The 22,937-nt window shown below is 62.4% G+C and carries 21 protein-coding genes and 2 pseudogenes; 12 read left to right on the top strand and 11 right to left on the bottom strand.

What is annotated here, in order from left to right; translation table 11 throughout:
- Positions 1 to 61 precede the first annotated feature (61 nt).
- The gene (locus QM672_RS22900) at positions 62 to 943 is read left to right on the top strand and encodes a DUF4238 domain-containing protein (protein WP_415085342.1); all 882 of its coding nucleotides are present in this window, start codon (positions 62 to 64) and stop codon (positions 941 to 943) included.
- Between the two features lie 204 nt (positions 944 to 1,147).
- Here QM672_RS22900 and QM672_RS22905 read toward each other — a convergent pair whose 3' ends face one another.
- On the bottom strand, positions 1,148 to 1,789 hold the full coding sequence (locus tag QM672_RS22905) for a dihydrofolate reductase family protein (RefSeq protein ID WP_415085344.1): 642 nt from the start codon (positions 1,787 to 1,789) through the stop codon (positions 1,148 to 1,150).
- Between the two features lie 140 nt (positions 1,790 to 1,929).
- On the opposite strand from QM672_RS22905, the gene QM672_RS22910 reads away from it, so the two are divergent.
- The 10 genes and pseudogenes from QM672_RS22910 to QM672_RS22955 form a co-directional block, all read left to right on the top strand.
- A complete protein-coding gene (locus QM672_RS22910) occupies positions 1,930 to 2,286 on the top strand; it encodes an ArsR/SmtB family transcription factor (protein WP_149250183.1) in 357 nt (118 codons plus the stop codon).
- Positions 2,270 to 2,770 carry an SRPBCC family protein gene (locus QM672_RS22915; protein ID WP_415085346.1) on the top strand — a complete coding sequence of 167 codons (501 nt, stop codon included), beginning with the start codon at positions 2,270 to 2,272 and terminating at the stop codon, positions 2,768 to 2,770. Before QM672_RS22910 ends, QM672_RS22915 begins: the two co-directional genes overlap by 17 nt.
- A gap of 143 nt (positions 2,771 to 2,913) precedes the next feature.
- Positions 2,914 to 3,384, top strand: a pseudogene (locus QM672_RS22920) (hypothetical protein); the annotation flags it as partial.
- Positions 3,385 to 3,783: 399 nt separating this feature from the next.
- Positions 3,784 to 4,359, top strand: a complete 576-nt coding sequence (locus QM672_RS22925; protein ID WP_367626363.1) for a DUF4956 domain-containing protein — start codon at positions 3,784 to 3,786, stop codon at positions 4,357 to 4,359.
- Positions 4,360 to 4,438: 79 nt separating this feature from the next.
- Complete coding sequence (locus QM672_RS22930) at positions 4,439 to 5,389, top strand: polyphosphate polymerase domain-containing protein (RefSeq protein ID WP_415085348.1); 951 nt, start codon at positions 4,439 to 4,441, stop codon at positions 5,387 to 5,389.
- Positions 5,390 to 5,563: 174 nt separating this feature from the next.
- Complete coding sequence (locus QM672_RS22935) at positions 5,564 to 6,907, top strand: sigma-54-dependent transcriptional regulator (protein WP_415085350.1); 1,344 nt, start codon at positions 5,564 to 5,566, stop codon at positions 6,905 to 6,907.
- A 73-nt stretch (positions 6,908 to 6,980) separates the two neighbouring features.
- Positions 6,981 to 8,897 carry an ATP-binding protein gene (locus QM672_RS22940; RefSeq protein WP_415085352.1) on the top strand — a complete coding sequence of 639 codons (1,917 nt, stop codon included), beginning with the start codon at positions 6,981 to 6,983 and terminating at the stop codon, positions 8,895 to 8,897.
- 240 nt (positions 8,898 to 9,137) lie between these two features.
- The gene (locus tag QM672_RS22945; RefSeq protein WP_367626359.1) at positions 9,138 to 9,782 is read left to right on the top strand and encodes a DUF47 family protein; all 645 of its coding nucleotides are present in this window, start codon (positions 9,138 to 9,140) and stop codon (positions 9,780 to 9,782) included.
- Positions 9,782 to 10,786 carry an inorganic phosphate transporter gene (locus QM672_RS22950; RefSeq protein ID WP_367626358.1) on the top strand — a complete coding sequence of 335 codons (1,005 nt, stop codon included), beginning with the start codon at positions 9,782 to 9,784 and terminating at the stop codon, positions 10,784 to 10,786. The genes QM672_RS22945 and QM672_RS22950 overlap by 1 nt, the downstream gene beginning before the upstream one ends.
- A 39-nt stretch (positions 10,787 to 10,825) precedes the next feature.
- Positions 10,826 to 11,313, top strand: a pseudogene (locus QM672_RS22955) (2OG-Fe(II) oxygenase family protein); the annotation flags it as partial.
- A gap of 304 nt (positions 11,314 to 11,617) precedes the next feature.
- Here the strand turns inward: QM672_RS22955 and QM672_RS22960 are convergent.
- From QM672_RS22960 to QM672_RS23000, 9 genes are all read right to left on the bottom strand, one after another.
- Positions 11,618 to 12,376 carry a Pnap_2097 family protein gene (locus tag QM672_RS22960; protein ID WP_415085355.1) on the bottom strand — a complete coding sequence of 253 codons (759 nt, stop codon included), beginning with the start codon at positions 12,374 to 12,376 and terminating at the stop codon, positions 11,618 to 11,620.
- 84 nt (positions 12,377 to 12,460) lie between these two features.
- A complete protein-coding gene (locus QM672_RS22965) occupies positions 12,461 to 13,735 on the bottom strand; it encodes an MSMEG_0569 family flavin-dependent oxidoreductase (RefSeq protein WP_415085357.1) in 1,275 nt (424 codons plus the stop codon).
- Between the two features lie 11 nt (positions 13,736 to 13,746).
- Positions 13,747 to 14,034: an MSMEG_0570 family nitrogen starvation response protein gene (locus QM672_RS22970; protein WP_415085359.1), complete on the bottom strand. Its 288-nt coding sequence runs from the start codon at positions 14,032 to 14,034 to the stop codon at positions 13,747 to 13,749.
- A complete protein-coding gene (locus QM672_RS22975) occupies positions 14,027 to 15,190 on the bottom strand; it encodes an MSMEG_0565 family glycosyltransferase (protein WP_415085361.1) in 1,164 nt (387 codons plus the stop codon). Before QM672_RS22975 ends, QM672_RS22970 begins: the two co-directional genes overlap by 8 nt.
- Entirely contained in the window at positions 15,187 to 16,161 is a 975-nt protein-coding gene (locus QM672_RS22980; protein ID WP_415085363.1) for a sll0787 family AIR synthase-like protein, read from the bottom strand. Before QM672_RS22980 ends, QM672_RS22975 begins: the two co-directional genes overlap by 4 nt.
- Positions 16,162 to 16,171: 10 nt before the next feature.
- The gene (locus tag QM672_RS22985; protein WP_311940235.1) at positions 16,172 to 16,714 is read right to left on the bottom strand and encodes an MSMEG_0567/Sll0786 family nitrogen starvation N-acetyltransferase; all 543 of its coding nucleotides are present in this window, start codon (positions 16,712 to 16,714) and stop codon (positions 16,172 to 16,174) included.
- Positions 16,711 to 17,829, bottom strand: a complete 1,119-nt coding sequence (locus QM672_RS22990; protein ID WP_415085365.1) for an MSMEG_0568 family radical SAM protein — start codon at positions 17,827 to 17,829, stop codon at positions 16,711 to 16,713. Before QM672_RS22990 ends, QM672_RS22985 begins: the two co-directional genes overlap by 4 nt.
- Entirely contained in the window at positions 17,756 to 18,799 is a 1,044-nt protein-coding gene (locus QM672_RS22995; protein ID WP_415085367.1) for a Nit6803 family nitrilase, read from the bottom strand. The genes QM672_RS22990 and QM672_RS22995 overlap by 74 nt, the downstream gene beginning before the upstream one ends.
- Positions 18,800 to 18,855: 56 nt before the next feature.
- Positions 18,856 to 19,338 (bottom strand): MSMEG_0572/Sll0783 family nitrogen starvation response protein, encoded by a 483-nt coding sequence (locus tag QM672_RS23000; RefSeq protein WP_311940241.1) that lies wholly within the window; start codon positions 19,336 to 19,338, stop codon positions 18,856 to 18,858.
- 306 nt (positions 19,339 to 19,644) lie between these two features.
- On the opposite strand from QM672_RS23000, the gene QM672_RS23005 reads away from it, so the two are divergent.
- Positions 19,645 to 21,027: a PLP-dependent aminotransferase family protein gene (locus QM672_RS23005; RefSeq protein ID WP_311940243.1), complete on the top strand. Its 1,383-nt coding sequence runs from the start codon at positions 19,645 to 19,647 to the stop codon at positions 21,025 to 21,027.
- A gap of 133 nt (positions 21,028 to 21,160) precedes the next feature.
- On the opposite strand, the gene QM672_RS23010 is transcribed toward QM672_RS23005, so the two are convergent.
- Complete coding sequence (locus tag QM672_RS23010; RefSeq protein WP_415085370.1) at positions 21,161 to 22,879, bottom strand: nitrilase-related carbon-nitrogen hydrolase; 1,719 nt, start codon at positions 22,877 to 22,879, stop codon at positions 21,161 to 21,163.
- Positions 22,880 to 22,937: the final 58 nt, after the last annotated feature.

Here is a 22,937-nt window from a genome sequence, read left to right on the forward strand (position 1 = left end):
CTGTTTAGCCTTCAGCTGTCATAGGCAACGCCAGTATGAGGTGAGCTCATGGTGACGGCCTGTGCTTAAGTCCCGTAACCACAAATCGCAGCACTATATCCCAAGGAGCTACCTTTCCGCCTGGTGCGATCCGAATACGCCTGCGGGAATGCAGCCATTTGTGTGGACCTTTGATCCTAGTGGCGGCGTCGGCCGCAAACGAGCACCCCAAAACCTGTTCACCGAGACTGACATCTACACGATCTTCGGGCCCGATGGTTCCCGGGATCTGCGGATAGAGTTTGAGCTGGCGAAACTTGAGCAGGGGCTAAAGACACTCATCACAGACTTTGTAGCCGGCCACCGCCAGTTGCCTCGGCTTCGGCAATCGCAGTTGATAGCCTTCATCGCAGCTATGCACGGGCGCACGCCTGAAGCGAGAGAGATCCAGCGGGCGCTTTGGCGGCAGACCTTGGATGCAGCTGAGGCGAAGACCGTCGCCCTGGGCTCAACCGCAAATTCTGAGGCGGAACTGCGCAACCTTCGAAAAGCGGTGGCGTCGCCCATGCAGTTTTTGCTGCCTGGAGCTATGATGGATGGCCTGCCCACGCTCAGTGAAATGACGATGACTATTATGTACTCCGTTGAGCCGGGCTTCATTACCTCAGACAGTCCGGTAACTTGGTTCGATCCAACGGTGCCTAGGCATAGATTCCTAACTCACAAGAGTTCGCTGGCGGACCCGGGCATCGAGGTGGTGATGCCGCTTTCGCCGCGGCATACGATCATCCTGCATCACCCTATGACGCGCTTCGAAAAGTCGGTGCGATACGTCAGGGCGAGTGCAACCACCGTTGCGGCACTGAACAGACGCACAGCCCATTACGCCCACAAGGCGTTAGTGTCGTGGAGAGACGGGTTTGATCCTGCATGGCGAATAGGAGTGCCAGAACGCCCGGATTGACGTGATTCAATGCGAGCACTTTGCCGGCGTATGTCTGCTTTCGGGAATTCAAACTCACAGATCGAACGGCCGGAATGGGGCGCGTTGCGGACAGTCAAATACGGGGCCGGGAGCGAGCTGGCGGCGCCGGCGCTGGCCGTTCGAAAAACCGACATCATGGACGCCTGTGGGCAGTCCATGATCATGCTGTCCATGGGCTGGCGGCTAGCGCCGGAATGTCAGGTGAATGGTGCCGCTCTCTGCGGTTTCCGACTCCGCCGTGTAGCCAAGCTCGAAGCCACGCAGATCGTCCCAAAGGCGGATGCCGCGTCCGAGCAGGATCGGGACGATGGCGACGTGGAGGCGGTCGACGAGCCCCGCCTTGAGGAAATCGCGGACGGTGCTGGCGCCGCCGCCAATCCGCACGTCCTTTCCACCCGCGACGGCAACGGCCTGCCGGAGCGCCTCGGCCGGCGTGGCGTCGAGGAAATGGAATGTCGTGCCGCCGGCCATTTCGATCGAGGGCCGCTTCCTGTGGGTCAGGACGAAGACTGGGACACGGAACGGTGGCTCGTCGCCCCACCACCCCTTCCAGTTCGGGTCATCGGGGAAGCTGTGCAGCCCGAACATGCCGGCGCCCATGATCTCCGCACCTATATTGTCGAAATAGGCCCTGGCATATCTGTCGTCGATGCCGGTCGTGCCTTCACCGCTGGTGTCCTTGAACACGCGCTCCCGCATCGTCCTTGTCGCGATGTAGGCGCCGACGAGGCGCATCCAGTCGGCGCCCATCGGCTGCTCGGGCGTCTGGTCCGTCGTTGTCGCGAAACCGTCGAGCGAGAGGTTGAAATCGACACGAACTGCCACCGGGGCCTCCTTGCGTGTGGTTGCATGCTCGCCCTGTGCGAGCCAAATACTAAGGCAGATACCTTTATGTTTGAACGCAGACACTAAGGCAAGTACCTTTTTGTCGTTGACCGGAATCCGCGACCGCTTTACGGATGCACATGCCTTACCATTCGACCCCCCTCGACCTTGCCTTTCATGCTCTCAGCGATCCGACCCGCCGCGCGGTGGTGTCGCGGCTTGCCGAGGGCGAGGTGCCGGTCAGCGTCCTGGCCGAGCCGTTCGACATGGCGCTGCCCTCGTTCGCCCAGCATCTCAGGGTGCTGGAGGATTGCGGGCTGATCGCCAGCGAGAAGCGCGGGCGCAGCCGCTGGTGCCGGCTGGTGCGGCCGCGTTTCGACGAGGCAGCGAACTGGATGGAAGCGGAGCGCCGGCGCTGGGCCGAACGGCTGGATCGACTGGAAGCCTATCTGGACAAGACGGAAGAGGACGAGGAAAGACATGGCAAGCCAGTTTGAGACCTGGTCGCTTGACCGCGAGATCGTGCTGGTCAAGCTCTTGAACCACCCGCGCGCCAAGGTCTTTGCCGCTTGGATGGATCCCAAGGCACTCGCCCAATGGTTCGGCCCGACCGCCCTCAAGATCGAGAGCCACGAAGCCGATATCCGCGAGGGCGGGGTCTGGCGTTTCGATATGGTCGGCATGTTCGAAGGCAAGGAGCAGCGCTTCCCCAACCTCATGCGTTTCTTGGAAATCGTGCCGAACGAGCGGATCGTGATGGACCATGGCACGCCCGACCCGGACGACCCCAACCGTTTCCGCGTCACGGTGACCTTCGACGAGCAGGCCGATGGCAAGACGGTGCTGACCATGCGCCAGCTCCACCCCAGCCGCGAACGGCGCCAGGCAGTCATCGGCTTCGGCGCGGTGGAATACGGACTGCAGACGCTGGACGGCCTCGCCGCCTGGCTGGACGGGCGAGCAAAAGCTGAGGCCGACTAGTCGGGCCGTGGCTTTCAGGGGCTGCGTCGAAGGCGTCGAATGGCTGAGACGGGGAACGGGCCGAGGACATCGCCCGCCGCGGCACGCTGCTCCAGAGCCTGAATGTCCGTCCGGTGCTCGATGCCAAGGGCTCCGAAACCGGCATGTTCGAGGTACCGGCCGGTGGCCGCCGCTATCAGGCGCTTGCATTGCTCGTGAAGCAAAAGCGTCTGGCCAAGACCACGCCTGTACCCTGCGTCGTGCGCGAGCCCTCGATTTCGATCCTCGCCGAGGACGACAGCCCGGCTGAGAACACCCAGCGCGTGGCGCTCCATCCCCTCGACCAATTCCGCGCTTTCCTTGAGCTGCACACCAAGGGCCTGAGCGAGGAGGCCATCGCCGCCGCCTTCTTCGCCACGGCCCAGGTGGTGAAGCAGCGCCTGCGGCTTGCGGCGGTACGCCGATACGCTCGAGCTTGGGAGCAAGAGCGCGACGCGATCATGGCGCAGGCGTTCATTCCGCTGTGTTTTGCAGAGGGCGATGCCCACCAGTTCGACTGGGGCCGCGAGGCCGTCCTGATCAACAACGCCACGGTGACGGTGAAGGTAGCAAATGTGAGGCTGTGCCACAGCCGGGCCAGGACGGGGATTTTTGGCGTTTTATGATGTCGGAGGTCGGCGATGCCGGTGGCAAACGATTTAGCGGCCTCCTTGCGTATAATACACATTCGTCACCGAAAGCAGGGTTCAAGCTTTGGGCTGTCTGAAAGGCGGCGCCGACCCGTTCCGGTATTCGCCCGCCTGCCGTCCTTATGCTCGCAGTACAGTATTTGGAAAATGATGAGTCCAGATTCTGGATTCTGCTCTCTCCAAGATGAGAGCCTCACGGCCGGTCGCCATGAGCAGTGTGCCGGAAACTAAAGCAACTCATTGTTATATCTTATATATTCATAGTTTTTTCGAGAGTTTCCCGTTGTTGGCACACATCTTGCGGAGGCATTCGCAAGGTCCCTCATGCTGTTGCGGAGAACACAATTGGCGCTGCCTATCCCACCACTCGAACTGCTGATGCGGTTCGGCATCGACATCATTGCCGTGCTTTTGCTGATCTTCGGCATGTACTACCGCCGTCGCTACGATAAGGAATTCGCAACGACGGCGGTGATGTTCAACGTTGCGACATTTTCGGTCCTCATCATCCTGTCTTCGGTCGAGTTCGGTGTCGCTGCCGGTTTTGGCCTCTTTGCAATCCTGGCCTTGTTCCGGCTGCGGTCGGAGCAGTTCGACAAGGTCGAAATCAGCTATTTCTTTGCCTCCATCGCCATCGCGCTGGTCTGCTCAGTAACGGGTACGATGCTCGGGCTGGTCGCCACGGTGGTGGTGTTTCTGCTGCTCAGCGCATTCATTCTCGATCATCCCCGCTTCCTGCAAGCCGTCAGTGGCGTGAAGATCGTACTCGACGAGATCGACCATCGCGCCCTTACCGATGAGCCGGCGATGCGCACTGACCTTGGCAAACGCCTGGGAGTTGAGGTGATCTACTATGAAATCAAGGCATTCGACTATGTGAACGAAACCGCCTTGATCAACGTCTTCTTCCGCAACAAGTGACGCCCTGACAGCGGCGCCAGACAGGCAGTGCCCGGTCGTCCCGTGCGCTCGCGACAATGAGAACTGGAGAGGCTATGCCATGTTCACCAGAGAAAGAGGCTTTCCGATGGGAGGCAGCATTGGCCAAGATGCCGCGGCCCAGGCTGATATGCAGCCCTTGTTCAGTTTTCCGGCGCCTCGCACCATTGTTCCTCGCTGGCTGGTTGAACCCTATCGGCCGATTGGGCTCGAGCAACTCGACGCAAAGGCCGATATGCTGGACCGGCGTGACAACAAATATGTGGTGCGTGCCGATATGCTCCACCAGGCGATCGGTGAACTGATCCAGCAATTCGATATTCTGGAGATCGACGGCAAGCGCAATTTCACATACGATACCTGTTATTTCGACGATGCGGAACGCTCCGCCTATTTTGATCACCACAAGGGGCGGCGTATCCGCTGCAAGGTCCGGATGCGCAAATATGTCGATGCAGATCTTTGCTTTGTCGAAGTCAAGCTCAAGCATATGCGCGGGATGACGATCAAGGAGCGGCTTCAGTGTCCGGTGGAAATGTACGGGACGATGGACGATGAGGCACGTCAGTTCGTCGCCTCCAGTTATCGCGACCTTTACCGGCGCGAGTTCACGCGTGAACTGCAACCCACGCTCGCGATGCGTTATCAGCGCGTGACGCTCGTGGCCAAGCGGGGCGGCGAGCGTGTAACGATCGATACCGGAATTGTGTTTGCGGGCACCTCGGGATCACAAACCATCGACGGCGATCTGATCCTGGTGGAAGTCAAGTCGGGCAACGCCAACGGCATTGCCGACAAGATCCTGCGGCGGCTGCACCAGCATCCTACCAACACCTGTTCGAAATATTGCGTGGCGATGGCGGCATTGAATGAAGTCTCCAAGTCCAACAAGTTCTTGGGCGCCTTGCGCAGGCTGGGTGTGGTTCCGACCTCGAGCGGCGCATGGCTGGCGAAGCCGTCGCAGCCTGTCAAGACCGCCTCGCTCGAACATCGGCATCCGGCAACCTGTTGAGAGGAAGGCCGTTGGCTGGTTGAAAAGCAGGGCCACCACGGCCCGGCTGTTATTGGAATGGACATCTACGTATCATGCTGAGCTATATCGAGTGCTGGACAAGAGCGGATAATCCAGACCCGATGCCGATGCAGCCTGCCCGATAGGGCAACGGGAATCTGCGGAGGGCACACCTTGTCAAGCAAGCGCATATTGATCGTCGACGATGAAGATAGCATTCGTTTTGGGGTGCATGCCTTTCTGGAATCGCAGGGATACCGCGTTTTCGAAGCCGACAGCTGCCAGAAGGCGAAGGAGCTGTTTCAGGCGTCCACACCGGACGCCGCGGTTATCGATTACCGGTTACACGATGGCACCGCCCTCGATCTGTTGCGCGCATTCAAGCAGGTCGACCCCGGTGTTCCCCTCATCGTGCTGACGGCCTATGGCACCATTGAACTGGCGGTTGAGGCGGTCAAGGAAGGCGCCGAGCAATTCCTGACCAAGCCTATCGAACTGCCCGTGCTGCACGCCATCCTGAAGCGCTTGTTCGCCAATCAGCGGCTTCAGCGTCAGCAGCGCGCCGTCGCCACCCGTGAAAGCCGCGAACGTGTCGATCCGTTTGCCGGCCAAAGCGCGGCGATCAAAAAACTGGCGGCTCAAGCGATCAAGATACGTGGTACATCGAGCCCAGTCCTCATTCTGGGAGAGACAGGCAGCGGCAAGAGCCAGCTTGCAAAATGGCTGCATCGCAATGGTCCGCGCGCCGAAGAGCCGTTCGTCGACCTCAACTGCGCGGGATTGTCCCATGACTTTCTCGAAGCCGAGTTATTCGGGCACGAAAAGGGCGCCTTCACCGGCGCCGTAGTCGCCAAGTGCGGGTTGCTGGAAGTCGCCGATGGCGGAACCGTGTTCCTCGACGAGATCGGCGACATGGATATGCGCGTGCAATCCAAATTGCTGAAGGCGCTGGAAGAAAAGCGTTTTCGCCGCCTGGGCGCAGTTCGCGAGCGCGAGATCGACATTGCACTCATTGCAGCCACCCACAAGGATCTGGCCGAGGAAGTCGGGAAAGGCACTTTTCGCAGCGATCTCTATTTTCGGATCAGCGCGATTCCGCTTCTGGTTCCTGCCCTGCGCGATCGGATAGAGGATATTCCCGTGCTTGCCAGCACGTTGCTAGCCCAAATTCCGGCCAGCCGTGGTCGCCAGCTGGACCTTTCCGACGAGGCGATGGGAACTCTCTGCAGCTATGCGTGGCCTGGGAACATACGCGAACTGCGAAATGTGCTCGAGCGTGCGACATTGCTGTGCGAACACGACCGCATCATGCCGCATGACCTGCGCTTCAACCTCATGCTCGGTGGGACCTTGGCCTGCCCCGATACCAACCTCACGCTCGAAGAGGTCGAACGGCAACATATCGAACGCGTCCTGGCGGAAGAGGAGGGCAGGGTGGCGCAGGCGGCGCTACGCCTTGCCGTCCCACGCAGCACGCTGTACCTGAAAATCAAGAGCTACGGCATCAAGACGTCGTAAAAGGCCTGTTACCGGCCGCCATTCCGCAGCTTGGACCTGGGTATTGGCGTCCTTCTGCGGTCGCAGGGGCGATATGTTCAAGGTCAAGATTTATGCCAGCATCACCATCATCGTTACGCTCGGCTTGCTGGTGCTGCTGCACGTCTACCGCAATCTGGACAGTGTCGCCGGCTATTTGGCGACGCTCGACAGCGTCAGCGTGCCGTTCAGTATCGCCGCGCTGGAGATGGAGAAGAATGCCGAGGAATATACGAACGGGGTGTTGCGCTATGTCCGGGACCCCCAGCCCAAAGTCAAAGCCGAGATAGCACGGGACGAAGAGGACTTTACCGGACGCCATGCCATCTACATGCAACTCGCTACGAGCGATCGGGCACGCGGATTGGGGCGCGAGGTCCGTGCACAGCAAAAAAGGCTCGTCGCTGCCGGCGTAGAACTGATGGACGAGCGCGACCGGCTCGACGCGATATTCGGGGACACGACGGCCCTGCTGGAGGAAATCGACACTCTGATCGACGCCCAACACGAAGGGGCGGCACCGGATGGCCGGCCCGACAGGAACGACAGGTTGCTAGCCCTCACCAACATCGAGGCCGAAACCGCTGAAATTGGTTTCTGGCTGACCATGTTCAAGTACCGGACGGCCGATCCGGAACGCCAGTATCTGGTTAAGAAGGTTGGCGAGCAGCACAATGCCCTGGCCCGGTATCGCGAATTGATCTCGGTGGACCGGGACCGGCAACTCCACGAAGGATTGCGCGGGCGGCATCTAAAGGTATTCGCCAACACCAGGGCGCTGATCGCCGGCGAGACCCGGATCAGCGCGGATGCGCGACGGTTCGCCCAACTCGCCGAACAAATAGACGACATTTTTGACGATCAGATCCAGCCGATGCTGACAAGCAATCTGTCGGAGCCCCAGGACAAGGCGGACACCGCCATCGAACATGTGAAGGCGACGCTCCGATACCTCATTCCTGCCTATTTCCTGGTGGCGCTGGCCGTTGGAATATGGCTCGCCCTCGCGACCAATCGACCCCTGAAGAGGCTTGCCGACGGCACCAAAGCGATCAGGGCGGGCGATCTCGATCATCGTATCGACATCCGTGGCCGCGACGAATTCGGCAGGCTTGCCGAACAATTCAATCTCATGACCGAACGGTTGCAGGAGACCACGGTTTCGCGGGATCTGCTGGAGGCGAATGAGCGAGAGTTGCAGCAGAGCGTGGGAGACCTGCGCCAGGAGATTGCCGACCGTAAGCAAGCCGAACGGGAACGGGAAGCGTTGCAGGCGAAACTGCGGCGCAGCGAAACTCTGGCGACTATGGGGCAGTTGGTGGCCGGCGTCGCGCATGAGGTGCGCAATCCCCTGTTCGGGATTTCCTCCACCCTTGATGCGATCGAAGCGAATGCAAAACTCGGCCAGATCAATCCGCGCTTCAGCGGCGTGCTGCGTCGCGAGGTGAACCGGCTGAACAAACTAATGTCCGCCTTGCTCGAATATGGCCGCACATCACCGGATGATCGCGCGGTTGAATCGGTGGCCAAGGGACTCGTGGAGGCCCTCCGCTCCTGCCGGGCGGCTGCCGAGGCCGTGGGTGTCACTCTCGTCAATCGGGTATCGGAAGACGCCCTGGTGATGATGAACTACGACCGCCTGGTGCAGGTGCACGTCAATCTGATCGAAAATGCGCTGCAGCATGCGCCTAGGGGATCGGAGGTGATCGTCACCACGCGGGCGACGGTGGATGAAGGGGGAAGCCGATGGATCGAGTATTGCGTCGCCGATTCAGGCCCCGGGCTTGCGGCTGAGGATTTGCCGCATCTGTTCGATCCATTCTTTACGCGACGACGCGGAGGTACTGGGCTCGGACTCGCCATCGTTCGGCGGATCGTTGACGAGCATCACGGGGTCGTCGAGCCCGGCGACAATCCAAAGGGCGGCACTGTCATGATCGTACGCCTGCCGGCGGCAGTGTCGAAAGATTGAGATGCCGCCGCCTATCGCCGGCCACGGCCGTTCGCCAGCGGTGGCCGGTTTCGCTGCCCAAGGTCTCGGGAGCGATGCCGCCCGAGACGCGGCTGTCGCGTTCGCCCGGCGTCGAGGACATTGATCGCCGAATGGTCCATTGCAGATCCTGAATGCTGTTCTCTTTTTCGACCGGACCTTTACGCGCAACGGTTTTCATCTATGACCGCTATGTGACAATTCTACAGCCGGATTCGATGCATGCTCAGCTGGTTCAAGAAGCTCCTGCCGCGTGAGGACAAGTTCTTTCACCTGTTCGAGCGCCATTCGAAGACGGTCGTCGGCGCAGCAGAGGCGATGAAGGCGATGCTGGCGGGCGAGGGCGATATCGAAAAGCACTGCAGCCGCATCGTGGAGCTCGAAGACGAGGCAGACGAGATCACCCGCGAGGTGCTGCTTGCAACCCGCCGCAGCTTCATAACGCCGTTCGATCGCGGCGACATCAAAGATCTGATCCAGTCCATGGATGATGCGATCGATATGCTCAACAAGACGGTGAAGACCATTCGGCGCTTCGAACAGCACGTATTCGAGCCTGGCATGCGGGAAATGGGTGTGCTGATCGCCGAGGCTGCGCATCTGGTCGCCGAAGCGATACCGCTGCTCACGCAGATCGGGCCGAATTCGGCAAGGCTCAGCGCCCTCGCCGAAGAGGTCACGCGGGTCGAGGACAAATCGGACGAGCTTTACGAAGAGGGGCTGAAGAACCTTTTCCGCATCAACGGCACCAGCAATGCCATGGCCTATCTCATCGGCAGCGAAATCTATGGCGAACTGGAGAAGGTCGTCGACCGCTTCGAAGACGTCGCCAACGAGATCAGCGGCATCGTCATCGAGAACGTCTGATGGAAACAGCTCTCGCCTTGCCGCTCCTGGTCGGTCTCATCACCGTCGGGCTCATTTTCGATTTTCTCAACGGCCTGCACGATGCGGCCAATTCGATCGCCACCATCGTTTCGACACGCGTGCTCAGGCCGCATTATGCCGTGTTCTGGGCGGCATTCTTCAATTTCATCGCCTTCCTTTTCTTCGGCCTGCACGTGGCCGAGACGCTTGGTACCGGCATCATCGATCCCGGCATCGTGACGCCGGCGGTGATCTTTGCCGCTCTCATGGGCGCGATTGTGTGGAACGTGCTCACTTGGCTGCTCGGCATTCCGTCGAGTTCCTCGCACGCACTCGTTGGTGGGCTTGTGGGGGCAGGTCTCGCCAAGACGGGCGGAAGTGCCGTCGTGCTCTCAGGCCTTGCGAAAACGGTCTCGGCGATCTTCCTGTCGCCGGCGATCGGCTTTTTTCTCGCTTTGGTGCTGATTCTGGCGGTGTCCTGGATCTTCGTTCGGCAAACGCCTTTCGCCGTCGACCGTACCTTCCGTATTCTGCAATTCGTCTCCGCTTCGCTCTATTCGCTGGGGCACGGTGGCAATGATGCGCAGAAGACGATGGGCATCATCGCGGTGCTGCTGTTTTCACAAGGCTATCTCGGTTCGAGTTTCTACGTGCCGTTCTGGGTCGTATTGTCCTGTCAGGCGGCAATGGCCCTCGGTACGCTCGCCGGCGGCTGGCGGATCGTGCATACGATGGGATCGAAGATCACGCGGCTCAATCCGATGCAGGGTTTCTGCGCGGAAACCGGCGGTGCTTTGACCCTTTTCGGTGCGACCTGGCTGGGCATTCCGGTCTCGACCACGCATACGATCACGGGTGCCATTGTCGGTGTTGGCGCGGCTCGTCGTGTCTCGGCCGTTCGATGGGGGCTGGCCAGCAATATTGTCGTCGCCTGGGTCGTGACGCTTCCCGCCGCGGCGATCATTTCGGCTCTGGTCTACTTCCTGGCGGCGATGTTTGGCTAAGCGATCATGGACCCGAGCTAGATAGGGCAGCGCGCCCAGATCCGCTACCCCGGCCGCGATGCCGCCGGCAGCGACCAGGGGGCGGTGCGCACAAGGATGGCGGCTTCGTCACCGTCCTGCTGCAGGATACGACGCCGGGCCTGCGTATTCGCACCGAAGAAGGCGTCTGGATCGATGCGCCGCCCGTACCCGGCACCTTCGTCATCAACAGCGGCGAGCTCCTGGAAATGGCGACGAACGGCTTCGTGCGCGCCGACGTTCACGACGTCGTCACGCCGCCGCGCGGCACGGAACGCTTTTCGGTCGCCTTCTTCCTCGGTGCCCGCTATCACGCCAAGATACCGGTTATCCCGTTGCCGGATCAGCTTCGGGGCAGCGAGCGGGGCGTAACGGTCGATCCACTCAACCCGATCTTCCGGGAGGTGGGCATCAACCATCTCAAGAGCCGCCTGCGTTCCCATCCGGATGTTGCCGCCAAACATCATCCGGACCTGCTTCACCTCCTGGAAAAGGCGGGAACTGCGTAGCCCGCCGGCCTTTCGTGTGAGACTCCCCTCGGCTCTCCTGCACGGTACCCATGATCGGCAGGAGCCTGAGGCCGATAACAGGGGCCGCCTGGCCAACTCATCGCCGGTGGGGTGCCGCCGGCTTACAGTGACGCGGCCGGGCGGATGGCCTTCATCGCGACAAGTGGCGTGGCGCGACTATCGCACCGCTACGCTACCTGAGAAATTGGGTGGTCGCCCACGGCTGCCCGCCGGCCATCCCGCGGCACGCTTTCGTCATGGGAATTGATCCACCAAGTCTTCTGTCGCCAAAGCGGCGTCTCCTTCAAAGGCGTTTTAAAGTACGGATATCCGCCAGCGGAGTGCCGTCATTGCTTCGATTGATGCGGCAGCAAAGAAGTCGCAGGTCACGCCGGACATGCAAGGTGCCGAGGTGGACCGTGATCGCCTCGCCCGGATCGAGGTTCGCGAAGTAGGTGATGTCGCGTCGCGCAACGTTGCAGATCCGTGTTGGCGGCGGCGTGAGGGCCCACTCCGTCCTGTCGGCGAAGGCCAGAAAGCTCGTGAAATACAGAAAGCCGGCTCCGTTGAAATCTTGGCTCGGGCACGGCGTGAACTCCAAGCACTCGAAGGTTATCCGAGGGTCATGGTCGGGCATGCGCGGCGCAAGTTGGGGCGGCGTTACGGCAGCAAATGGGGGCAGGCCTGCAACCTCAATGCGGGCAATCGAATGGTTGGAGGCCCCCGCCTTTCGATGCACGAAGACCGAGGTCAGGATGACCGAGCCGATGGAAGCGCCATCGATCGCCAGTTCATGGCAGCTGCGCATCTGCGTGCGCGAGATCCGCGACAGCGCGCTGCGGATATGCAGGACATCATTCTCCCGAGCCTTTTCGAAGGCCGCCTCGCAGACTTCCACCGAACGAAAGGCGGCATAGACGGGTGCACCGGCTGCGTCCCTGAAGTCGGGTACCGGCCGGCCGACCATCTGCGCCAGCATCAGCCAGTGCCGATGCCCCAGTTCCTTGAGCAGCCAGGTCTCCGACAGGCCGTTCAAGGCCAGATGCGGCATGCCGAGGAGCACCGGGCCAAGGCCGGCCTGCGCCTTTTGCGGTTCGTGTGCGAGCGGTCGGTCGATCAGAATCGGAGCGTTCATGGGGAAGTACCTTCAGACGGCCATTCGGGCAGGCGTCGAGCCCATCTCGTTCGCCCGTAGCGCCGCGAGATGATCGACTACGAAGCCGGCGTCCCGGCCGACGCTCAGGAAGCGCCCCGAACCCCAGGTCCAGAGCCAGGGCATGCCGATCACGTAAAGGCCTTGCACATCCGTCACGCCGCGCCGGTGCGCGGGATAGCCGGTCTCGTCGAGGAAGGGCAGGTCCACCCACGACCAATCCGAACGGAAGCCGGTGCTCCATATGATGCCGGTAATGCCGGCGGCTTCCAGGTCGAGGCTGCGTACCGGCTCGCCGGGTTGCCAGACGGGGCTGTAATGCGCCCCTTCCGGCGCAATGATGGCCTTCTCGGCGATGTGTCGGTCGATCAGCGCGCAGATGCCGTTATAGACCGCATCGGCGGCATCGAGGTTGCGGGCGAGGTCGTCGGCGAGTGCCAACCGCCCGTTCTCGATGCCGGTGAGACGGCCATGCAGGACCATGCCTTCGTTCGCAAAGCGGCGCAGGTCGATGTCGCGGCCGCCGCCTCGTCCGGTGAGGTAATGGTTGGCATTGCCTCGGACTTTCTCTCCGAGCGGATGGTCTTCGACCGTCATCTCGTACTGGCCGAGGTCATCGAGCCAGTCCACCGCATCGCGCCCGCGATAGAAGCGAGGGCAGCGCGGTGCGCTGCCGACGACGAGATGCACGGTGCGGCCCGCCAGATGGAGATCCTCCGCGATCTGACAACCTGATTGGCCGGAACCGACGACCAGGATCTTGCCGGACGGCAACTGGTCGGGGTTCTTGTAGGCAGAGGAGTGAATCTGGACGATCCCCTTGGGGACGCCGGCGGCCATGGCCGGGATTTTGGGAATGTGGTAGGCGCTGACGGCGAGGATGACGGCGTCCGCGGTGACATGGCCCTCGCTCGTCTCGACCAGGAACCCTTCGTCTCTCCGGGCCACGCGCGTGACGGCGACGCCTTCCCGGACCGGCACACCGGTCCGCCGTGCAAAGGTCTCGACATAGGCGACGATCTCTTCGCGCGGCATGAAACCGTGCGGCTCTGAACCAGCATAGGGAAAGTCCGGCAGCTGGCATTGCCAGTTCGGGGTCACCAGACAGAAGGCATCCCAGCGCTGGCTGCGCCAGGTGTGGGCAATGCGGTTCTTCTCGAAGACGACATGGTCGATGCCATGCCGCTTGAGATGATAGCTCGCAGACAGGCCAGCCTGCCCGCCGCCGATCACGACGACGCTGTGATGGATGGGAAGAGGGGCACGCATGGGCAGCTCCTTCATTCGATAAAGGTGATGCAGGTGACGAAGGGGGCGGGGTTGTCGGCGAAGCGGCGGGCGCGGACCTCGATGTCGTGCAACTGCCCGAGCGCTCGGGCGCAGGGCACGCCGTATCGGGCTTCCACACGGCCGCTGGCGACGTTGAGGGCGGTGCGGCAGCGTTCGAGAAAGTCGGTGAGCGGATAGGAGCCACCTGGCGCGAAATAGTCCTTGATGACGAGGGAGGGGGAGTAGCAACTCGCCTCCTCGCCATCAGGCCAACGTATGACAAAGCGCATCTCAGGCATGCTGGCGGGCTCCAAGGGTTCGATAGGCGGGTAGGTGGGCGCGTGCGGTATCGGCCCAGTTGTGCCGCGCGGCGATCGCCAGGCCACGCTGGACCAGCCTTTCGCGTTGAGGAGAACGCATGGCCGCGACCATCGCGTCCGCGATCGAGCCCGTTGACAGGGGATCGCACCAGATCACGTCGTCATCGGCGAGGTAGTCGGTGAAGGGCGCGATGTGCGAGGTGATGACCGGGATCCCGCATGCCATGGCCTCGATGACGGCAAGGCCGAATCCTTCCTTGAGGGAGGGAAAAGCCAGGGCCGAGGAGATCCTGTAGAGGGCAGCCATCTCCGCCTGGGGTATCGGTCCCGCCAGCACGACGGAGCCTGGCAGCAGGCGGGACTGGCCGAGGGCCAACCTGAATTCGGCCTGATAGGCGGCATGGTCGAGAACCGAGGCACCGCCCGCCAGCACGAGCTGGGAACCCGGCAAGACGGTCTGTGCTTGGCTGAATGCCTGCAGGATGCGGAGTGTGTTCTTGCGTTCCTCCACCCCGCCGACGCTCAGGAAGACGGGGCCTCGTCCAAGTCCGAGGCGACGCACCAGGCCTGATTCCGAGCCGTCCCTCTCAGGCTGGAAGAAGGCGGCATTGACGCCATTGCCGACCATTGTCGCGGCGATCCCCATGTCGCGGTCGAGCTTGCGGCGCCAATGCTCGCTGACGACGAAATGGCGGTCTGCGCCATGGATGGAGCGGGCCTGCAGCGCTGCGACGCGGGGATCCTCGAACCTGTCGACATGGTGCACGGTGCGGGCGAAAGAGTTGATCAGACGTTCCTTGCGCAGCGTCGCCAAGGCGTTGCCCGAAATGCCGTCATGCGCATGGAACACATCGAAGCGTCGGTGGGCATGGTCGCTGAAATAACGCAGATAGTCGGCAATGCGTGTTTCCACCATTCCGAAGGTATCCCCCTCGAAGGGGGAGGCGGGGACACAGGCGGTTTCGCACTGCGCCTTCCGGAAGAAGCCCGCTGCCCTCGCGTCCGGCGCATGTACGACCGCCTCATGACCGAGGGCCGTCAGGGCTTCTCCCAGAGCCAGGGCGTGCACGACTCCTCCGCGCGGATTGGTCGAGTGGGTGAGAATCGCGATGCGGAGCGGACCAGGGATGCTCACGCCGCAGCCTCCTGTCGTGGCAGGCCGAGCAGCGGATGGGCTGCATGGTTGCGGATGACTTCGCGGCGACCCTCCAGCGAGATAGCAACTTCGCGAGAGCCGTCGAAACATCCGACTGCAGCTGCAGCAATGTCGCGCTCGGCGAAGCGGTCGACGACGGCTTGCGCATCCGCCGGCCTGGTGGCGATCAGATAGCCGAAGCTCGGAAAGGTGGTAAGCCAACGTTCCATCGGGACATCGGGCGGCATGGGGACCGCGCCGAGATCGATATCGATGCCCACACCCGAACATTCGGCTAGCATGATCGTGGTACCCACGATGCCGCCCTGGCTGATGTCCTTGGCCGCATGGGCAAGACCGGCTTCGGCGAGGGCTGGCAGGATTTCAAGGTCAGTTCGTAGCCGAGCGGGCGGCGCATCCGTCGCCGCTTCCCAGTTGGAGAAGGGCTCGCGATAGCGTCCCCTCAAGTCGATGGCGACAATGAGCATGTCGCCCAGCCGCGCGCCGAAGCTCGTCAGGAGCTTGTCGGCGCGTCCGAGTATGGCGACGGAAAGCTGCCCGCGGTCCGTCCTCACATTGGTATGGCCGCCGACGATCGGCACGCCATAGGCCCGCGCCGCTGCCCTCAGACCAGCCAGGACCGGAGCCGCGCCTTCCTCTCCGTCGGCCCACACGGCATCGACCACGGCGATAGGGCGTCCCCCCATGGCAGCCACGTCGGAGACGTTGACCATCACCCCACACCAGCCGGCGAACCAGGGGTCGCGCGCGACGAATTCGTTCATGAAACCTTCTATGGCAAAGAGGAGATGGCCGTCTTCGGCAGCTATGACGGCACAATCGTCGCCGACGGGGACGGGCATGTCGGCAGAGAGGCCAAGGCTGGCCGCCACCGCGGCGATATTCTGCTTGCTGTTGATCCCCTTGTTGTCGCGAAGGGATGCTGCAAGGTCGGCGAGATCGATCGTCATCGCTACCTCCTCAAGCAGCCTTGCGGGCAAGGGCGCGAAAGCCCTGCTCGGCGTTTTCGAAGGGGCGATAGTGATCGAGGTCGGCCATCATCAGATGATGCCGGCGACCCAGGAGTTCGATCTCCTCGATGCTGCGCCAATGCAGCCGGCGAAAGAACAGCACATTCTGCTCCTGCACACGGGCAAGAAAGCGCCGGCACCCTCTCGCATGGGCTGATGAGACCGCGAGGCGGATGAGAGAGGCACCAAGGGCACCGACCTTGCGATAGTCGGCAGCGACGGCAAGGCGTGAGCCCCACCAGACACCGTCCGTCTCCTCGTGGATGCGGACCGTGCCGACGACCCGGTCGGCGGTGACTGCCAGCATCGAGAGTGCCACGATGGGAATGGCACATGCGTCGACGGCGTCGGTGTCATCCTCCCCGAACAGGCCCTGTTCCTCGCAAAAGACGGCGCGCCGCAGCGCCTTGGCCCCCACACGTTCCCAGTCCTGCGTGGCGAACTTGACCTGGAACTCGCTGGCGACGAACGGCTTGAATGGCTCGAAGATCATTTCGCCAATCCCTTCTCATAGGCGGAGAGCGCCGAGCAGGCGCCACAGCGCCCGCAGCCGGCCTTGATGTCGGCGGCTTTCAGGCCGGCCTTCACGAGCATCGCCGACAGGGGGGCGAGGATAGCGTGCATGAAGGCGGGCGGCGGCGTGGGGTGGCTTTCGAGCGGGGTGCCGGAAATCGGCACGAAGGGCACCACGAAAGGATAGACGCCGATCGCCACCAGCTTCTCGCAGGTCGAGAGGACAGCCTCCGGCGTGTCGCCGAGCCCGGCCAGGATATAGGTCGAGACCTGGCCACGGCCGAAGACCGGCACGGCGGCGGCGAAGGACGACATGTATTTATCGATCGATACCTGCGCCTTGCCGGGCATGATGCGCGCGCGGACTTCCGGGGTGACCGCTTCAAGGTGCATGCCGAGCGCGTCGACACCCGCTTCGCGCAGCCGGGCGAGCCAGGCGTCGTCCTCCGGTGGTTCGCACTGGGCCTGTATCGCGAGGTCGACGGCAGCCTTGATCGCTCGCGCGCTGTCGGCGAGGACTGCAGCACCGCGGTCCTCACCGCGCGGAGTGCCCGTCGTCATTACCATATGCCTGACACCGTCGAGTTCGACGGCTGCCTTCGCCACTTCCGCCAGCTGGGCCGGCGTCTTATGCGCGATGGTGCGACCGGCGGCGAGGGACTGGCCGATGGCGCAGAATTGGCAGGTCTTGGTGCGGCTCTGATAGCGAATGCAGGTCTGCAGCACGGTCGTAGCCAGCACATCTCGGCCGTGGAGTACCGCGATCTTGGAATAGGGGATACCGTCGGCCGTGGTCAGGTCATAGAAGCGCGGCCGCAGCGGGAAGGTGACCTGCCCGACAGGCCGACCCTCCCGGCTGATGCGGCTTCGGCCCAAGGCATCGGGCTTTTCCACGAGATAAGGGCTTTCGAAGGCCGGAGCGGTGTGGACGGGTACCATCACGGTCATGCCGTCGATGGTCATGGCCTTGTGGTCGGATGGTCCGGCGCCGCCCCTGCGGCTTTCATGTCCGGCCTTCGGGTCAACCAGCCGCGCTCCGAAGGACTGCAATTCGTTGATCAGCTGCGTCGCCGGCAGGGTTGCTCGGTTCTCCATCGGACAGGCTCCTCGGATTGGGTTGTTCGGCAAGGGGGGCGGCGAATTCGAGGGGGCTGGCGGCGCGGCCGTCGAGCACCAGGTGCAGGAGCTCGGGGCGCGCATAGTGGCCGACCGAGTCCATCATTCGCTTGCGCTTGAGGATCAGGCTCATGTCGAGGTCGGCCAGGAGAATGCCCTCGCCCTCGGTAAGGGGCGGCACGACATGCCGGCCCTCGGGCGAGACGATCGCCGTCATGCAGCCGCCGGTGAGGCCGCGCTGCAGGCCCTCGTCCGGCGTGATCGAGGCGATCTGGGCCTGCGTCAGCCAGCCGGTGGCATTGACGACGAAGCAGCCGCTTTCAAGCGCGTGGTGGCGGATGGTGACTTCGATCTGCTCGGCGAAGATCGGTCCCACCAGCGAGCCGGGAAACTGCGCGATATGGATTTCCTCATGCTGGGCCATCAGGGCGTAGCGGGCGAGGGGATTGTAATGTTCCCAGCAGGCGAGGGCGCCGATGCGCCCGGCAGCAGTGTCGACCACCGCCAGGCCCGATCCGTCGCCCTGGCCCCAGATCATGCGCTCGTGGAAGGTCGGCGTGATCTTGCGCCGCTTGAGGCGCAGGGTGCCGTCGGCATCGAAGACGAGCTGGGTGTTGTAGAGCGAGCCGTGATCGCGCTCGTTGATGCCGAGGACCACGACGACGCCGTGCTGCCGGGCAGAGGCCGCCACGGCGTCGGTGGCCGGGCTGGGGACGGTGACGGCGTGCTCATAGAGGCGCAAATGCTCCTTGCCGGTGAGCACAGGGGGGAGCACGAAGGAGAAATAGGGATACCAGGGCACGAAGGTCTCGGGAAATACCACGAGTTCCGCGCCCTTGCCGGCCGCCTCCGCGATGGCGTTCAGTACCTTCGCGATGGTGCCTTCTCGCGAGGCGAGGTCAGGCGCGATCTGCACGGCAGCCGCCCTTATCGATGTCTTTGCGGTCATTCCTGATCCTCCGCTCGATTGGTCGGGCGGCGGGGCGGGCCCGCCGGCGCGGTGCCTCACAACGTCCAGGTGTCGAGGATGAAGGCGTTGTCCTTGCGGTGGAGCAGGATGAGGTCGAGCACGTCGAGCGGGCTGATCGGCTGGATGCCGGGAATGAGGGAGGGTTCGCCATGGCCATAGAGGGCCTGCAGGGCAAAGCGGCAGGCATAGGCCTTGCCGCCCTCGGCCAGGAACTTCTCGATCTGGTTGTTGAAGTTGAGATGCCCCGGAAAAGCCTCGTCCCCGAGCTTGGGAAAGCCACGCTGGACGCCCAGCGTCACGCCGGGCCCATAGAGGAGGACGGAGGTATCAAAGCCCTTGCGCTTGAGGCGCGTGGCCTGCAGCAGGTTGACGAAGCCGATGGAGCCTTCGAAGGCCACGGTGTGGAAGGTCACGAGGGCCTTCTCGCCCGGTCCGGCTTTGACGTCTTCGAAAAGCTTCTGCTCGTAGTCGACGAAATAATCGCCCTTCTGGTGCGCGGGCTTGGTGACGGCTGGCATGCTGAACTCCTCTATGGGCAGGACGCGCCCCTCGGCGGTCGCTCTCCCTGCAAGGCAATCATCGTGCCAACATTGAAACAGTCAATTATTTGCAGAAAGGCAGTAAAATGCATTCAATTTTCCTATCAATTTTCTCTTGATATGGCTGAATGAAGCTGAAATCTGTGCGTGTATTCGGTTCAAAATGCCTCGGATTCCAACAGGAGCCTTTCCTGCTAAGATGCAGTCAATTTTTTCTAAATTGACAGATGACAGGTAAGAAGGCCTTCAATATACAGTCAATTTGTCAGGCGACTGGAGACTTGCATGAAGGATTGGCGACCCGACCTGGTTCGCGGCGACGGCCCGCTCTATCTTGCGATTGCCGACGCCATCGCGCAGGACATCGCACAGGGAATCCTCGCGGTGGGCGCGCGGCTCCCGCCGCAGCGCAAGCTCGCCGCAGCATTGGATATTGACTTTACCACCGTAGCGCGCGGCTATGTCGAGGCAGGCAAACGCGGGCTGATCGAGTCGATCGTCGGGCGCGGAAGCTTCGTGCGCAGCAATGCCACCCTGCGGGACGATGGCGATCCGCGGCGCCAGCAGCTTGCCGATTTCTCGATGAACATGCCGCCCGAGCCCGACGATCCCGAACTCGTCGCCCGCATGCAGGATGGCTTCGTCAGCGTCGCCCGGGATCTGTTGCCGTTGCTGCGCTATCAGGGGTTCGGGGGCGCGCCGATGGACAAGGATGCGGCGTCCGCCTGGCTCGGCCGTCGTGCCCTGGTACCTGCCCAAGAGCGAATCTTCGTTACGCCAGGTGCACATGCCGCCCTCGTCGGCATCTTCAGCCTGCTCGCGAGAACGGGAGATACGGTACTGTCCGAGGCGATCACCTATCCTGGCGTGCGCTCCATCACCGCACAGCTTGGCCTCAATCTCGTCGGCCTCGAAACCGATGGAGACGGCATCCTGCCCGAGGCTCTCGAGGAGGCCGTACAGCGTCATCGCCCCAAGGCGCTCTATCTCAATCCGACATTGCAGAATCCCACGACGATTACCATTCCCGAAAGGCGGCGTTCCGAGATTTGCGCGGTGGCGCGCCGGCATCGGTTGCCGATCGTCGAAGACGATGCCTATGGCTTCATTCCAACCCACGGGCCGCCGCCCTTGGCCGCGATTGCGCCGGACATCTGCTGGCACATAGCGGGACTGGCCAAATGCATCGGTGCAGGTCTGCGCCTTGCTTATGTGGTGGCGCCCGATGCGCGCGCCGGCTGGTCCTTCAGCGCGGCACTGCGAGCCCTCTCCGTCATGGCCTCGCCGGTGACGGTCGCCGTGGCTACGCGCTGGATCGAGGATGGCACGGCCGACACTATCCTGCGCTTCATCCGCGCGGAAGCCGCCGCTCGCGAGAGGCTGGCATCGCAATTCTTCGAACCGGGCACTTATCTCTCCGATCCCCTGAGCTTCAACATCTGGTTGCCGCTGGGCAATGGCTGGACGCGATCGGCTTTTGCCAGCTATGTCCGCCGCACCGGTATCGGCGTGGTCGTGAGCGATGTCTTCACCGTCGCAGGTGAGCCAAGCGAGATCGTGCGCGTCGGTCTGGGCGGACCGATAGGCCGCGAGCGGCTGCGCGCTGGATTGGAGTTCATGGCTCACGCGCTCGAGGGATCGCCGCAAACTGCCGCAGCTTTCTTCTAGCATTCCATCCAATGGAGAAACGCCGTCGATTTGGCTGACCGATTGGCTTTCGGCTGCGACAGTTGCAGTTTTGGGGCACGCTGCGAATAGCGCCGTCTACATTCCGGTGTACATGCTGGAAATTGTCCAGGCGCTATACGAGATCGAGATAATGATGGGGGAGACGCATTGCCATCATATCCTTACGTCGTACCACATTGGTCGGGTAACAGCTGTCTAGATTGCTGGTGTCGATATCTGCGCAGACGAGCGAAGTGCCGGGCCCCGCATTCGCTTCGCGTCGGGGGAATTCGAATGTGTCGGGACCAAATACGCCACTTCTGCCGGGGAAGCCGTTGAGTTCATCGGCAATGTTGGCAAAGGCGAAGAAGACATTGTTCTCACCGGCCCGCACCCGGAAATGATGCCAGTGGCTGGGGTCTGCCCCTGTTGGGATCGGATAGCTCTGACGTATCGCCGAACCAGGGTGACCGGCGTAGAAGCGCTCCCGCATTGCAGCTGGACATGCGATCAGATCACAGCCGCGCAGTGACAGAATGCGCGCTGCCTCGGGGAACATCGCGTCATGGCCGATCAGAAGGCCCAGCCGTCCCAGCCGCGTGTCAAAGACCCGCCAGTCCTCCCCTGACGTTGCCCAGCCATGGTCCTCGGATGTCAGATGGATCTGGCGATAGCTGCCGATGAGCCCTTCGGGACCGGCGAGCACCGCCGCGTTGTGGATGCGCCCGCCTGCCCTCTCTGCCATACCCGCTACGATGTAGATGTTCTCCCGTGCCGCTATCGAGAGCAGACGCTCCACGGCAGGCCCGGAGACGCTCTCGGCGAGGCCGTGCCCCAGTCCGGTGATCGAGCGCTCGGGAAAAACGATGAGGTCTGCATCGCGATCGTGTCTGGCGGCGACGACCATCTCCTCGATGCGTGCCAGATTATCTCCCACATCGTCGGAGGGAGCGAATTGCGCGACTGCAACACGGGATTTGCGGCCAGGCGGGAGAGGACGATGGCCATAGAGGCCGAAGAAATCCAGCGGGTTCCAGGCATAGGTGGTGGTTGGCAGTTCCTTGTAGAATTCGGGTCGGCGCTGTTCGAGCACTTTCCGCCCCAGCACGTCGTGGTCGCGCGCCAGTTCGAGGTCGATCGTTGCGTAGGCAATGCCGTCGCCCGCATCGATGATTGCGGCTATCGAGCCGTCAGGCCCGATCACGCAACTCCCTCCGCTGAACTGGACGGTGCGCTCCAGTCCCCAGCGGTTCGACTCGATCAGATAGCATCCGTTCTCGAAGGCGCGGCTGATCCAGTAAGGTGCCGGTGTGCGCTCGGCCAGCCAGTTGGAGACGTGACAGATGACGTCGGCTCCCTTCAGTGCGACGATGCGCGCGGTCTCGATGAAATGGATATCCATGCAGATCAGGAGTGCGATGCGTCCGATCGGCGTTTCGAAGACCTGGTGCCCAAGATCGCCGGGCGCGGACCATTTGGGTTCCGCGATGTAGGGATGCGTCTTGCGGTGCTTGCCGATCACACCGTCCGGTCCGATCAGCACCGCAGCGTTGTAGTAGAGCCCGTTCGAAGGCTCGATTTCGGGCATGCCGATCACGATGTAGCAGTCATGGGCCTGGGCGATGGCCTCGAAACGCGCGGTGGTGGCGCCGGGAATGGTTTCGACGAAGGGGGCGGCCTCGGCCCGGTCGAACCAGCAATATCCGGTAGTCCCCATTTCCGGCGTGACGATCAGGCGGGCCCCTGCCTCGGCCGCCTCGGTCACCAGGGCAATCAGGCCAGCGATATTGCGCTCCTTCTCGAACATCGTCGGCTCGAACTGGACGGTGGCAACCTTGTGGAGGATGGGCATCTGGCACCTTCGGGCAGGACTATGGCGTCCGGCGCGCGGATACGCGCCGCGCAACCGG

It is taken from the genome of Labrys sp. (in: a-proteobacteria) (assembly GCF_047605565.1).
Lineage (GTDB): Bacteria > Pseudomonadota > Alphaproteobacteria > Rhizobiales > Labraceae > Labrys > Labrys neptuniae.